This window comes from Pseudomonas cuatrocienegasensis (genome assembly GCF_900110925.1).
In the GTDB taxonomy this organism is placed as follows: Bacteria; Pseudomonadota; Gammaproteobacteria; order Pseudomonadales; family Pseudomonadaceae; genus Aquipseudomonas; species Aquipseudomonas cuatrocienegasensis.
On the sequence record NZ_FOFP01000013.1, the window covers coordinates 1 to 13119 of the forward strand.

The window sequence follows — 13119 nt, forward strand, 5'->3', positions numbered from 1 at the left end:
GCAAACAACTGGAGCCGCCTGGAGCGCTACGTCGAAGGCGGGCACCTGCCCATCGATAACAACCGCGCCGAAAACGCCATCCGCCCGTTTGTCATCGGCCGCAAGAACTGGCTGTTCAGCGATACGCCCAAAGGTGCCACCGCCAGCGCCCAGATCTACAGCCTGATCGAAACCGCCAAGGCCAACGGGCAAGAACCCTACGCTTGGCTGCGCCATGTGCTTGATCGTCTACCGACCGCCAGCAGCGTTGAGGACTACGAAGCGCTGCTACCGTGGAACTGCTCTCCAGCGCCTGCCTCTGCTTCCTGAAAACAAACTCCGTCCGCCAGGACGGGGTTTATGGAGCGCTTACGCTACTTTAATACGGCCTGCCACATTGATAATGTGCTCCATAAACTCCACCAGCCCATAGCGCGCTTATCTTTGGATGCTGACTTCCATTTATTGTTTTGAAGATACTGAGCCACTTATCTCTCAGGGAGCTGCAGCGCTAGGCAGAGTGCCAAGGCTAATCTTCGCCGATCAGCATGCCGTGCATGACTACGCAGGTTTCATCTCGGAACTGTAATTTGAGCGGGTCGCGCATGGCGATAACCCACCCCTTACTGATCAGATAATCGATGTGCGCTCGTAAAGCTGGGAGGTAGCGTTGCTCTTGCATGAACCAGTCCTTTGTTACCTGCAGAATTGCCTTAATACGGCGAATAGAACCACCACGCACACCATCAAGCATGCGAAGAAGCATAGTGGCTTTTCGCCTGTCATGACAGCGCTAATTATTGGGGTGTGACAACCGAGAGCCGGACATCACTGGAGGCAGTAGGCTTGCACTGCTACAACGCCGTGCCCGCAAAAGCGGGCATCAAGCGAGACCTGCAAGACGCCAGCGACGCCGAGCGCCTGAGCGTTCGCCAACACCGCAGACAGCCATTGCTTGATCATGGACAAAACCCAACCGCAGGTTGCCGGCAAGACCACCCTGAGCCTGGCCGTGAACTACCTGGTGAGAAACTGGAGCGCTGGATCGAAGGCGCAAACCTGCCCATCGACAACAACAGCGCCGAGAACGCCATCCGCCCCATCGTCAACGGCTGCAAGAACTGGCTGTTCAGCGACACACCCAAACTTCGTATTTTTACAGCCACGAGCCTGCGCCCGTGACGCAGGGCCCCAAGTATCTGTGAAGATAGTGATTTCACCGTACGACTCAGGAAGCAGGACGTGTGTATATAAAATAATCAGAGAGCCTTTTTCAGCCCCTCTTAAATCCCAGAAAGCATATCCATTTAAGGCACTTTTCTTAACACTGGTCGCTGCCCTAAAAAGCACCAAGACAAAATAAAATAGCGTTCAAATAATTTATGGACCCCGATGCACGCGGCAAGCGTAACAAATAAAGCAGTCACCACATGCACAGCAATACTCTCAACGCCAATATAATGCAGAGCTACTCTGGTCGCGGCAAGAAAGAACACATGAAACAAAAATATCGTATATGAATAACACCCAATGTACGCAAGAAAACTGGATTTCAGCCTTGAGTAATACAAGGTCGCACAACCGGAAAGGCCGATCAGATACCCACAAAAACTGATTCTTCCTACGCCTCCAAAATTTGACTGCATATAATATTTACCGACCAGCCCAAGCAATAACGAGCAGATTAATACAACCTTCAAACGCTTCGACAGTTCAAAGCCATAAAGACGCAGCAGGCTGCCCAGTAAGAAATAAGGCAGTAGGTATATAAACCCCGAAAACGAGAAAAACTGGATGCTTTTAGGTATATAAAAAGATAAAAATACCGAGGCAAAAAAAGAATAGAGCAACGTCTTTCGATTAACCCCTACCGTCAACGACAGGAAGACCAAAAACAAAAAAACCAAGAATATTGCATGGATAAACCAATAATGAAAGCGTGCATAGTAGAGAATAGATAAGTAGTAACCAATCCCTGGCGCTTCGACTTGCACATGGGAGTAACCACTATTGGCCTGAACGAATAAAAACGCTCCACCAACACAGATAAGCGGAAAATATAAGCGTTTAACTTTACCCACCAGAAGCACACGCTCTTCGCCTTTATTTAAACCCCTAAAAGAAAAAACCACACCGCCAAGAAATGCAAAAAGCGGCATCCGTAGATTCTCAAATAGCACATTGAAACTTGACCACGGCGAGTCCGATGGCAGACCTAAACCCACGTCCGAATCACTGCCAATAATATGGAATACCACAAGGAGAATACAGGCCACTCCCCTTAGAGAATCTAAGTGTGAAACTCTCATGCTATTGCTCACAGAAAGCCTATATTAAAAACAAAAATAACCTATATGCTCATGGTGATACACAATGACCGACGCCAGGACTTAAGCAAGTTCATACTTTAAACAGCTCAGCACTGTCATAACACGGCCGACCATTGAGGCCGGCCAGGTACTAAACAGACTTATCCAGATAGATCAGTGTGCGGAACAAGAATATGGGGTTGCCCAATATATAGCGCTGAAATAATCGCTTCGGCTCGCGCAGCAGGCGAAATACCCACTCACAACCAAGACGGCGCAGCCACTGTGGAGCCCGGGTGACTTTACCGCCGAGGAAATCCAAAATCGCGCCCCCGCACACAATCAGGCACGGCGCGCCACTGACAGCCAGTCTAGCGGCAACAACTTCCTGCTTAGGCATGCCCATACCCAGCACGATCAACTCTGGCTGCAGTTGCTGCGCTAAGTCGAGGTAGTGTTCCACCTCAGCAAAACCATGCTCGGCAGAAACCACATTTACCGCAAACATGGTTTCGCTACACTGCACAGCGCTCATCAGAAAGGGCTCTTCGGTGCCCCAAAAGGCCACACGGCGCCCCTTATAGGCCGCCAGTAATTTGGGAATAAAATCGGTCCCATTCATATTTAGTCCCGGCGTTAAGCCAAGCCGGCGAAACAGGATGGTCATACCGGAACCGTCTCGCAACAGCACATCAGCAGCCGCGAGGGCGTTGTAATAATCGCGGCTACCCGCCACTAAGTTCATGGCATGGGCATTGACGAAGCCCAGCACTGTCGGCGCCTTCGGTTTCGACAAAAATTCAATCAAACGTTGTTCATCCTCGGGATCGCCGACCACCCGGAGTTTGTCGACAAGCGCGCGCCAGCGTTGCTGCCAAGGCAAAGAATCCATCAGTGCTCATCCCGTTTCGAACGAACCCAATCAACCTGGCGCTTGAGCAGAAAGCCCAGGTACAGGGGGATTTTTTTCGCGGCGTAAAAGGGCGCATACAGCAGAGACATGAACGAAATAATCTCGCGCCCGCAACGAGACCACGCCAGCAGGATGGTGCTGCCCAACATTGCCACCCCGACCGTTGCAATCATCGCCGGCGCCAGCAGACCGCTCAGGCCAAACAGCAGCCAGGCCAGGACGAATAGCGCAACAGCCACCAGGGTCAATAAAGCCAGCGGTGGAACCAGCAAATCGAGGGTCATGCCCAACAGCTTCCAGTTACGCCGCCCAAGCGACTCGACAAGCAATTTGGGCGCATCGCTGAGGATCACCCCGAGGTGACCATGCTCCCAGCGCGTACGTTGGCTGCTCAAGCCCTCCTCGCTGCGCGGAAAATAACTGCTGACGTTGGCATCGGGGCAGAACAGTGGCGGCTTGCCGTTGCGGCAAAAGTCCAAGCCCATCTTCAAATCTTCAACTATGTGGCCGCTGGCCAGGTCGATCAGCGCCAGATCGCGCCAGACAAAGGCCATACCCGAGCCCATCAGTTGGCAAGGCCAGCCGAGGCGCACCCAGCCGGTCGGACGCAGCAGATTCTTCACGCACCAGGCGAATTCGGCAATGCGAACTTTCAAGCCGGAACCTTGCGGCGCATGCATCAGATACAGCGCCTGGGTCGGCCGCCCGGACTGGATACAGCGACTTGCCAGACAGTCAATCGACCCCTCACGCACCTGACAATCGGCATCGACAATAATCAACACTTCAGGCGCATCCGCTGCCAGATAGCGCACGCCAAAATCCAGCGCATAGCCCTTACCGCGCTGCTGTTCATTACTGCGCTCGGCTACCTCCGCTCCCGCCGCCCTGACCAACACGGCGGTGTCATCCGTACAGTTATCCGCCACCACCAGCAGGCGGTCGCCCTCACGCAACTGCGGCAAAAGGCTATTCAGCGTTGCGGTAATAACCGAAGACTCATTGTGCGCGGGCACCAACACGGCCACTCGCGGGCGTAATAGCGGCGATGAAGGCTTCGACCGCGCAGGCAGGTAGGCAAGAACCACTTGCAGGAACAGCACCAATACCGGCAAAAAGATGACGATCAGCAGTGCACTCAATAACCAATTGAGAAAAACCATCATGCTTGCGCCTCGAACAACACGGCCAACTTGGCGGCCTCGGTATCGATATCATGCCTCTCCAGCACCCGCTGATAAGCCGCCTCGCCCATGCGCGTCAATGTCTCAGCAGATTGCGCTAGGCAATCCGCCAACGCCACGGCCAACGCTTCAACCGATCCAGCGGGGAACAACCAGCCATTCTCACCGTGGCAAACCAGCTCCGGAATACCCGCGACATAGGTGGTCAGCACCGGCCGGCGCAACGCCATCGCCTCCATGATCACCACTGGCAAGCCTTCGGCAAAGCTCGGTAGCACCAGGGCCCGCGCCGCGAGGATTTCCGAGCGTACCTGCTCGCTGCTGATCCAACCGGTGATACGCACGCGCGCCTGCAAGCCGTAACGCTTGATCAATGCCTCGATCTCGGCACGCATCTCGCCATCACCGGCCAGCACGATCTCAAACTCATGCCCCTGCTCAGCCAGCAAGCCCGCGGCCTGGATCAACAACAGTTGCCCCTTCTGCTCGCACAAGCGGCCCACGCATACCAGGCGCGGCGCAGTGGCCATGGGGACCGGTGGCACATCGTGAAACGTGCGCTCCAGCCCGCAATGCACCACCTTCACCTTTGACCAGTGCGCATGCTCCACCCAGCGAAACAGCTGACTACGCCCATAGGAGCTAATCGCCACAACGAAGGCCGCCCGGCGCACCTTCTCGCCCAAATGAATGAATTGCGGTTTATCGAACTCTTCCGGGCCATGCACGGTAAAGCTGTAGGCCGGCCCTCCCAAAGCTTCGGCCAGCATCACCACTTCAGCGGAATTGGTACCGAAATGAGCATGTACATGGGTTGCACCAAACTCGCGCAACCAGGGCAACAGGCGACAGGCCTCAGCCAAATAGACCAGGTGGTATGGCCAGGCGCGGTCGGCGCGCCGGCCCATGCGCAACGCCAGCAGGAGAGCCGAAAAGAACCGTCGCGGCTGCTCACGCAGCGTTTGGAAAACCGGCCGCAGCAGGCCACTTAAGCCCTCCTGCAACACATAGCGCGTGCGCCCGCGTTCGCGCAGGTCTTCGTCATCCACCAGCCCGTCATCCCAGCCGCGCAAGGCGATGCGCTGCACCTCAAAACCGTTGCGCTCCAGCGCGAGAATCTCTCTGCGAATAAAGCTATGGCTAACCTTGGGGTATTGATTGATAAAGTAGGCAATACGCATCGATTCAATCTTCCTGACAAGGTCGAGGTTTAACAACAGCAGGAACGCCTACCGCCATACAATTATCCGGTACATCGACCAGCACCACAGCATTGGCACCAATCACCACATGATTGCCAATCCTTATCGGCCCTAATATTTTTGCCCCTGCGCCAATATCCACATGGCCACCTATCTGCGGGGCTGCGCCAGAACCGCGCGTCCCGATCGTAACCTGTTGGAAGATCAGACAATTGGGGCCGATTTTCGCATCCGGGTGGATAACCACACCGTTGGCATGGGGTAGCAACAAGCCACCCGCTATCTGCGAGGTGATAGGAATATCCGCCCCGGTGATGACACTCCAGAAGCGATGACGAAGCACCGCCCACTTCTGCAGCAATAACGACAGTGGGTTATGCGAACCACGATGCTGCTGGTAGGCGCGGATGCTCGCGAGCAATGCCCGCGAGGGCGCCCAGGCAAACAGCGCCTTGTGCTCACGCAACATGTCAGGAATTTCAGCCGATGGCACAGACACTCAGTTCACCTATTTATATTCGATCAGCGTTGTCTTGCCAGCACCAACCCGACTCAACAGAAACTTGACCTGACCGAGCATCTCCGGAAACTTGCCCAGCACCAGAAACAGCGCCGGCAACCAGTTCTCGCGAGCGCTCCCCTCTCCCCGCAAGGCGAGTCGCGCAACCTGCAACGGGTAGACCAGCAGCAGAATCAGCCCCAACCAACCCAAGATCAGGCAGGCAAGTACAACGCCCACAGGTATGCCCAACCCCCATAGCCAGGCACGCCGAGACTCACGCAGCCAGTGCCGCTCAGGTGAGGCGCCATGCAGAAATGCCCCCTCGGCAAACGCGTGACCACCGCGCAGCGTGCGCCGCCACCACTGGCCAAAGCTTGTCATAGCGGCATCATGCAATGTCATTTCAGCGTCCAAGCGCCAGACTTTCCAGCCGGCCGCACGTAGCCGCACGCATAACTCCGGCTCTTCTCCGGCGATCAGATCGGCGCGGAAACCGGCCTCAGCCGTGAAGGCATCGGCCCGCATCAGCGCATCGCCCCCACAGGCTTTCGCCTCACCGATGGGGGTGTCCCATTCAAGGTCACATAAATAATTGTAAATAGAGCGTTGCGGAAACCGCTCACGACGCCGACCACAGACCACAGCAACCGAGGGATGCTCTTGTAGAAACGCTTGAGCCTTGGCCAGCCAATCAGCGGCTACCTCGCAATCACCATCGACAAACTGCACGTACTCGATTTCTGGCAGCAGTCGCTGCAAACACTGGAAACCTTCATTGCGCGCACGCGCAGCCGTGAAGGGCAGTCTCATATCCAGCGCGACAACCTCAACCCCAAGCCCTTGTGCCATTTGCACGGAACCGTCAGTTGAGCCGGAGTCGACATATACAACCTTGTCAGCTGTACCGAGCAATGACGCCAGGCAGCGTTCAAGGCGTCCGCCCTCATTACGACCGATAACAACTACGCCGACGCCTGTAGTCATGATCTTCACTCAGCGCCGCATCAGCGCGTTTTTCAACAGCCGTAAATAGGCCGCGCCGTGGCGCACTAGCGGCATAGTGTCATACCAACGCAGGTCATGGATGTCTGTGCGTGACGCACGCTGGAAGCCAAGCTCTGGCGTAATCAATAACGTCTTGAACTGCGGGTTAGCACGCCTGAACCAGTTATAAGCACCATCAACGTGCATAGGGCCACCGTCGGGATCTCCCGCAGGCCGACTGAGTATTTGCTCCAAGTAGTGCACGGCCGCCGAGATCGCCTCGCCCTGAAAAACCACGAAATGGGTCGTCCCGATCAGCTCATCCGGTTGACTCTCGACTATCCCGTCATGGGCCAGGCCGCGAGAAGGCTGCGCCATGTGGTAACCGCCATAGAACATTGACCAATTGGTACTTGCCAGCCGTTCGATAACAGACGCAATCCGCACATTGAAATTCGCGGCAAAGTCCAAGTCGTCCTCGAAAATCGCCACGCGCTGCAACCCCAGCCGCTGCGCCGTACGTAAAACACCCAGATGGCTCATAAAGCAGCCCCTTGCACCAATGCTGGGAAACCCGTCAGGCGAATCTGGCCGCACAGCTGGAAAGAGCTCGATATTGGCATCATCAAGGCTCAGCCCTATACCTTTCAACTGAGTGGCCATCTCAGCTTGGCGATCCGTACGCGCAGGCAGATTGATGATAAAAATTCGTTCGAAATAGTCCAGTGGATGATTCATCAGCATTCCTGAGTTAGTTTCAGTGCACAGCTTGATACACGCTCACTGTTGCGCTGCGGCGATTTTCTGAGTTCCATCACTGGCTTTTCACGGTTATCTGCGGCTTGACAGCAAGCACCACAGAGTTTGCAGGCACAGACTGAGCCAGTACTGCGTTAGCTCCGATAAAACTGTCATCGCCAACTTCGATACCGCCTACGATTACCGCTCCGGCGCCAATGTCACAGCGACTGCCGATGACGGGCTTCAGCCACCTAGGATCGCCACGATGTTTGACGCCAAAGGTGGTGTTTTGTCGGATATGCACATCATCGCCAATGACCAGAGCGCCCAACACCATGCCACCGTGATGCCAGATGCGCACACGACGACCAACCACCACGGTGTACTTGAGGCTGATGCCGCAAAGCCATTCAACCAACTTCTCCAGCACCTTGTAGAGCAGCGAGAACGGCATGCGTAGCCAGCGATTAGCAATACCCATGCGCCAGTTACCAAAACGCTGCACGACCAGGGCCCAAAAACCCTGACTGAACAAATCACGCTCATGGGTGATGAAATCCTCCTTGATCAGCGCCAGAAAACCGATCCCAGGTGGATTGCAATTGCGCGTACCGAGCAGAACATCAGACTCGGGTCGAACCTTTGATGAGTCGGCCATAGTGCCCCGCCTCACAGGTAGTAATAGCGCAAGAAGTCCCACCATAAACGAGGAGGATCCTCACAGGGCTTGCGCCGTAAGCACTGCCATAGCCGGCCGAGCGGATAGCTCAACAGCCAAGCCAGGTTCGCCATATGCAGGTAAAGACCTCCAAAATTCTTACGGAAAAAATACGCCCTGGAATCGAACCAGTACTTGGGCCTGCGTTTGAGCATGCGGGTAGACCCCGTCACCCCGGACGCCTGGCCGACCAGATGCACCACGCTAAAGTCCGGCCAGTACCAAACCTGAAAGCCTTGAGCCTGGGCGGCCAAGCAGTAATCAGTTTCCTCGAAGTACATAAAGTAGTTTTCGTCCATAAGGCCGACGCGTCGCACAACATCGGCCCGTATAAAAAGACTGGCTCCGCTGACCCAGTCGACCGGCATAGCAACCGGGCTAGGAGCTGGCGCCACCTGAAAACGCTGCAGCAGTCGCGAAACCGGACCGAAAGCCAGAGCCGAATCCACTTCAGAGAAAATACTCGGTTTCCTGAAGGCACTACGGCGCACCGTGCCATCCTCGTCCTCAACTTTTGAACCAATAATGCCGACCAGTGGGTTCGTCTGCATAAACTCCAACAGTGGCAAAATACTTTCGTTCTTCAAATAAGTATCAGGGTTCAATAGCCACACCACATCGGCAGAAACATCAGCAAGCGGCAAGAAGTATTGGCGTAACACTTCGTTATTGCCGTAGGCAAAACCACCATTGCGCGCCGACTGCATAAAAGTCGCCGGAACGCGCAGCTGCATGTTCGCCAGGCCCTGCTGAAGAACTTCCGCCGAGTCGTCGCCGGAACAGTTGTCAATCACCACCGCACTGACATCCAGCCCCGGGTGAACAATCTTCTCCAGCGAGCGCAAACAGTCCAACGCCAAGCCTGGCGTACGGTAATTAACAATGACAACTAACAGCCTCATAAAAAACCTCGCACTTTTTAGTGTGCTCGCGCGAATGACTTCGTACAGCTTTAACTACACATCATCAACAATCACGACAACCAAAAGCAATCAATCACACCAGCTTATATTAGGATACCGGCCAGCCATGGAAAACTCATAGACCGCACGATTCTTCCCATAAGAATTATCGAAAAAATGCACTTCTTTATTGAGCAGTAACGAAACAATACATACATGCAATCTATCTGTACGCACCACATCGAATTGACTGACAAAGCCAATAAAAGACCGCGTCGCAATTACAGAATCTAAAACTGACATACTATCTGCCGCGAGCATCTGAGAGACATCAAAATTAGCCAATGCATCGGCCCTTCCAGTACCCTCAACGTCTCCCCTAAATGAATTGAGCGTATTACGCTGACTTGCATTTTTAAATCTATGGAGCAAAACTCTGACAAAGCGTTTTGCAGTCCTTAATGGCCTATTCAGCCAGGCACTTTCGGAAATTCCTGCAGAAGTTAATAACGCCGAAACATCAAGAGATAAAGCAACATCATCCATCAAGTGTACTTTTGCAGAACTTACAAACCGCGAAACATAATCATATGAAACCTGCTCCCTGCAAATGATATCCACATTCGAACCTAATGCCGAAACCAACTCCGAATAACCGACGATGGTATGGGGGAGAATAACAAGGCGCTTCGCATGCTCATGGTGCCGAGAGATAAAATTCCTAGCATTCGGATAAGGAGCGACTAAATTACCACCGCCACCATAGAAAATCACTGCACCTTTGGTTTTAGACGGATCAATATCCAAAGGAACAACACTATAGTCAATTCCGAGTCGATCAAGTAACTGATATTCTGCACAAGCGATTACTGAATCACCCGCATTACCTGGGTTCGGCGCAAACAGTACACGCTCACCAACAAAATTTTTTAAGAAAGCCTCAATAGTAGACTTCAAATCAACACCCCCCAAAACTCATTATTACCGCAGGCAAAATCGCCATTGCGCACCGACGGCATAAAAGTCGCTGGAACGCGCAGATACATTTGCGCCAGGCCCTGCTGAAGAAATTCCGCCGAGTCGTCGCCTGAGCAATTGCCGACTACCACCGCACTGATATCCTGCCTTGCTGGACAATTTCTCGGACAATCGAAAATAGGCGCTTACCAAGCCTGGCGCACAGTCATGGGCTGATGACAACCAACAGTTTAATGAATAAATATTTCCCTCAGATTTCTTTTTATGTTCGCGAAAATATTAATTCCGCAACATCACTGTCTCGTTATGTCTTTTCGCCGAAGAAGAATGTCGAGCGCATGACCTTAAGCATCGGCTCTATGCGCGGGTCATAAGCACCTTCGCGTTGCCGGATCAGCTCAATCCACGGATAGGTTTCAGCACGCGCTTCCATTCGCGCCACCAACTCTTCGGTCGTGCAAATGACTTTTGCCGGATTACCACCAACCACCACGCCCGGCGGCACATCCTTGGTGACTACTGCTCCCGCTGAAACAATGGAATCCGGGCCTATATTGACACGCGGCATGACAATAGCCCCATAGCCGATAAAGCAGTTGTCGCGTATATCGATGGGGCCGACTGAATCAAGTTTTTTATCAAAGCGGGCATTGAGTATACGGATCACGCCGTCATGCCCAAGCAACGTACAATCAGCCAAGGTCACATTGCTGCCGATCCGCACCAAGGTGGGATCGGTAATATTACAGCCAAGGCTAATTCGCACGCTTTGGCCCACAGAGTGTAACCCGCCCCAACGGGCCAAGTACTCGGCCCACTCGAAAGCGCTGGGGCTACACAGCCGCTTATATAGCGAGCGTCCACGCCCGGTTCGTCTGGCGATAAACGCCACTGCCCGCCTAACCACCCCAATCATTCTGTTTGCCTCGAAAGACCAGCGCTTTACAAAAACCGACAACAGTGACAATCACTCTTTACGGCCAGACATACCGCTCACGTAGAAGATTCAAATAGCAATCCTTATGCCATAAAGCAAAATACAAATTGTCACCATGCACCTACCCATGTCAGCTGCATTCAGGTGTCTCTGCTTACTAAACCTTCATACGCTCATCAAGATGATCGGCCAGTCTCAAGGCAAGTTGCAGGATAGGCATAGTAGGATTACAGGCACCGCCTGTAGCAAAAATACTGCTTCCAGCCACATACAAATTATCCACACCGAATACTTTGCAATTCTTGTCGACTACGCCATATTCAGCAGTTTCTGCCATTCGTGTAGTCCCCATGTGATGGGCATGGGGGTTAACCTCAAGCGGCAGATCGATGTCATAGATATTTTCATGTAATTTGACGAAACCAAGACCCGCTTCGGAAAACCGTTTCGCGACTTCAAGCCCGAGCGTTTTAATAGTCTTTCGATCTTCGGGGCTAAGCTCCCAGTGCAGGTTTGCTTTGCGCACCCCTAACCCATCACGCTCATCAAGTAATGAGACACGACTTTTCTGGTTAGGCACCTGCTCAATTAACGTGCTAATCAACCCATCACCCGGGCAATTGAACTTTGCAATAAAATCAACTTTATCGGCAACACCGATTTCACACGCTATATTCTTGAAAAAATCTTTTATCGCAGCTGTGCGGCCATAAGATTTAACCTCAGCAAGCAACGAAAAAGTCATATTCCCTTTACCAACCTGGTGCTTCTCGATAAAGGCATCCGTGGTGAAATATTGACGTCGCGACGTACCCAAGTCACCGGCCAGAATAAAAGTCCCAATATCAATATTCAGGTGCTCCATAAAACAGCTACCCGTAATACCGTCCTGACTGGTAACCCCTGCAGCAAGCAAAGACTCACTATTCAGTAGCTGTCTCGCATTCTCGATTGCACCCGCAGCCAGCACATAATGCCTAGCCTTGATATTCCCTCGTCGCAGATCGTAATCAGACACCACTACAGCCGCTATCTCACCCGTCTCGCTAGCAAAGTCCAGATCAACACAATTGCAATTAATAAATACATCCAGTCCTTCGGTATCACGCAACGCTTGGTCGTACTTCTGGGCAAATCGTGTCGGCGGGCTGAGCAAGAAACGGTCAGCATCAAAATCACCGCCGGGCAGAGCCTCATTAATAGCCTTGAAATCAGACTTGGCAGGCAAGTCCAAAATATCCATGGCTTGCGCCAAGTAATGCTCAATTTCGGAAAAGGCTATTGGCCAACCGGGTAGGCCACCAGCAGTCGGCATGGCGAAATCAGACCGCTCAAAGGGCCGACAACGACCGGTCCAGTGGTTAGAGGTCCCTCCAAGAAAGCGCAGGCGCATTGCATCGACATATGCATTGAGCCCCGAAGAGGTGGATTGATAAAGTGCTTGAGAACGCGCCGAGTATTCATGACCGCCGCCCTCGACGAGGGCTACACGCCAGCCATTCCCGGCCAAACGCAACGCCAGCGTAATACCCGCAGGCCCACCACCTACAATGCAGACGTCGTAAAGCTCAAGGAGTTCTTTCTGAGACTGGTAATCTCTAATCATCTTGGTGCCCGCCGAAAATACTGGGCTGGCAACACCCATCCATTGACAACGACGAAATCCGAACGCTCATCCGCAGGTAACTCAATAATCTTGTGAAGCCCCCACGTCGCCGCCCCCACGCCCAGAAGAGCCAGCACTCGAAGAAAGCCTCTACGCCCAATGCC

15 protein-coding genes are annotated in these 13119 nt (G+C 53.3%); 2 read left to right on the forward strand and 13 right to left on the reverse strand.

Going from position 1 to position 13119, the window contains the following annotated elements; translation table 11 throughout:
- Nucleotides 1-309: transposase domain-containing protein (locus BMW49_RS17015; RefSeq protein ID WP_139205705.1), on the forward strand; the 309-nt coding region annotated here is incomplete at its 5' end.
- A gap of 199 nt (nt 310-508) precedes the next feature.
- Here the strand turns inward: BMW49_RS17015 and BMW49_RS17020 are convergent.
- Entirely contained in the window at nt 509-745 is a 237-nt protein-coding gene (locus BMW49_RS17020) for a hypothetical protein (protein WP_069518663.1), read from the reverse strand.
- A gap of 80 nt (nt 746-825) precedes the next feature.
- Here BMW49_RS17020 and BMW49_RS17025 point away from each other — a divergent pair, with 80 nt between their 5' ends.
- On the forward strand, nt 826-1161 hold the full coding sequence (locus BMW49_RS17025; RefSeq protein ID WP_069518665.1) for an IS66 family transposase: 336 nt from the start codon (nt 826-828) through the stop codon (nt 1159-1161).
- Between the two features lie 125 nt (nt 1162-1286).
- Here BMW49_RS17025 and BMW49_RS17030 read toward each other — a convergent pair whose 3' ends face one another.
- The 12 genes from BMW49_RS17030 to BMW49_RS17085 all read right to left on the reverse strand — a co-directional run bounded on the left by BMW49_RS17030 (nt 1287) and on the right by BMW49_RS17085 (nt 12955).
- Complete coding sequence (locus BMW49_RS17030; RefSeq protein WP_083251729.1) at nt 1287-2288, reverse strand: acyltransferase family protein; 1002 nt, start codon at nt 2286-2288, stop codon at nt 1287-1289.
- Between the two features lie 151 nt (nt 2289-2439).
- Entirely contained in the window at nt 2440-3180 is a 741-nt protein-coding gene (locus BMW49_RS17035) for a WecB/TagA/CpsF family glycosyltransferase (protein WP_069518667.1), read from the reverse strand.
- On the reverse strand, nt 3180-4367 hold the full coding sequence (locus tag BMW49_RS17040; protein ID WP_069518669.1) for a glycosyltransferase family 2 protein: 1188 nt from the start codon (nt 4365-4367) through the stop codon (nt 3180-3182). The genes BMW49_RS17035 and BMW49_RS17040 overlap by 1 nt, the downstream gene beginning before the upstream one ends.
- The gene (locus BMW49_RS17045; RefSeq protein ID WP_069518672.1) at nt 4364-5566 is read right to left on the reverse strand and encodes a glycosyltransferase; all 1203 of its coding nucleotides are present in this window, start codon (nt 5564-5566) and stop codon (nt 4364-4366) included. Before BMW49_RS17045 ends, BMW49_RS17040 begins: the two co-directional genes overlap by 4 nt.
- Nucleotides 5567-5570: 4 nt before the next feature.
- Nucleotides 5571-6086 (reverse strand): serine O-acetyltransferase, encoded by a 516-nt coding sequence (locus BMW49_RS17050; protein WP_244168368.1) that lies wholly within the window; start codon nt 6084-6086, stop codon nt 5571-5573.
- A 9-nt stretch (nt 6087-6095) separates the two neighbouring features.
- Complete coding sequence (locus BMW49_RS17055; protein WP_069518871.1) at nt 6096-7073, reverse strand: glycosyltransferase family 2 protein; 978 nt, start codon at nt 7071-7073, stop codon at nt 6096-6098.
- A 9-nt stretch (nt 7074-7082) separates the two neighbouring features.
- Entirely contained in the window at nt 7083-7811 is a 729-nt protein-coding gene (locus tag BMW49_RS17060; RefSeq protein WP_083251730.1) for a glycosyltransferase family 25 protein, read from the reverse strand.
- A 76-nt stretch (nt 7812-7887) separates the two neighbouring features.
- Complete coding sequence (locus tag BMW49_RS17065; protein WP_083251731.1) at nt 7888-8472, reverse strand: serine O-acetyltransferase; 585 nt, start codon at nt 8470-8472, stop codon at nt 7888-7890.
- A gap of 11 nt (nt 8473-8483) precedes the next feature.
- Nucleotides 8484-9434 (reverse strand): glycosyltransferase family 2 protein, encoded by a 951-nt coding sequence (locus BMW49_RS17070; protein ID WP_069518676.1) that lies wholly within the window; start codon nt 9432-9434, stop codon nt 8484-8486.
- A gap of 90 nt (nt 9435-9524) precedes the next feature.
- A complete protein-coding gene (locus tag BMW49_RS17075; protein WP_167362815.1) occupies nt 9525-10391 on the reverse strand; it encodes a polysaccharide pyruvyl transferase family protein in 867 nt (288 codons plus the stop codon).
- Nucleotides 10392-10716: 325 nt separating this feature from the next.
- The gene (locus BMW49_RS17080) at nt 10717-11328 is read right to left on the reverse strand and encodes an acyltransferase (RefSeq protein ID WP_069518678.1); all 612 of its coding nucleotides are present in this window, start codon (nt 11326-11328) and stop codon (nt 10717-10719) included.
- A gap of 178 nt (nt 11329-11506) precedes the next feature.
- Nucleotides 11507-12955: an FAD-dependent oxidoreductase gene (locus BMW49_RS17085; protein WP_069518877.1), complete on the reverse strand. Its 1449-nt coding sequence runs from the start codon at nt 12953-12955 to the stop codon at nt 11507-11509.
- Nucleotides 12956-13119 lie beyond the last annotated feature (164 nt).

Bases quoted from the DNA above. Each gene is read 5' to 3' on its own strand.
- BMW49_RS17065 (WP_083251731.1), bottom strand. From the start codon at position 8,472: ATGGCCGACTCATCAAAGGTTCGACCCGAGTCTGATGTTCTGCTCGGT.
- BMW49_RS17080 (WP_069518678.1), bottom strand. From the start codon at position 11,328: ATGATTGGGGTGGTTAGGCGGGCAGTGGCGTTTATCGCCAGACGAACC.
- BMW49_RS17035 (WP_069518667.1), bottom strand. From the start codon at position 3,180: ATGGATTCTTTGCCTTGGCAGCAACGCTGGCGCGCGCTTGTCGACAAA.
- BMW49_RS17060 (WP_083251730.1), bottom strand. From the start codon at position 7,811: ATGAATCATCCACTGGACTATTTCGAACGAATTTTTATCATCAATCTG.
- BMW49_RS17045 (WP_069518672.1), bottom strand. From the start codon at position 5,566: ATGCGTATTGCCTACTTTATCAATCAATACCCCAAGGTTAGCCATAGC.
- BMW49_RS17030 (WP_083251729.1), bottom strand. From the start codon at position 2,288: ATGAGAGTTTCACACTTAGATTCTCTAAGGGGAGTGGCCTGTATTCTC.
- BMW49_RS17070 (WP_069518676.1), bottom strand. From the start codon at position 9,434: ATGAGGCTGTTAGTTGTCATTGTTAATTACCGTACGCCAGGCTTGGCG.
- BMW49_RS17055 (WP_069518871.1), bottom strand. From the start codon at position 7,073: ATGACTACAGGCGTCGGCGTAGTTGTTATCGGTCGTAATGAGGGCGGA.
- BMW49_RS17020 (WP_069518663.1), bottom strand. From the start codon at position 745: ATGCTTCTTCGCATGCTTGATGGTGTGCGTGGTGGTTCTATTCGCCGT.
- BMW49_RS17085 (WP_069518877.1), bottom strand. From the start codon at position 12,955: ATGATTAGAGATTACCAGTCTCAGAAAGAACTCCTTGAGCTTTACGAC.
- BMW49_RS17040 (WP_069518669.1), bottom strand. From the start codon at position 4,367: ATGATGGTTTTTCTCAATTGGTTATTGAGTGCACTGCTGATCGTCATC.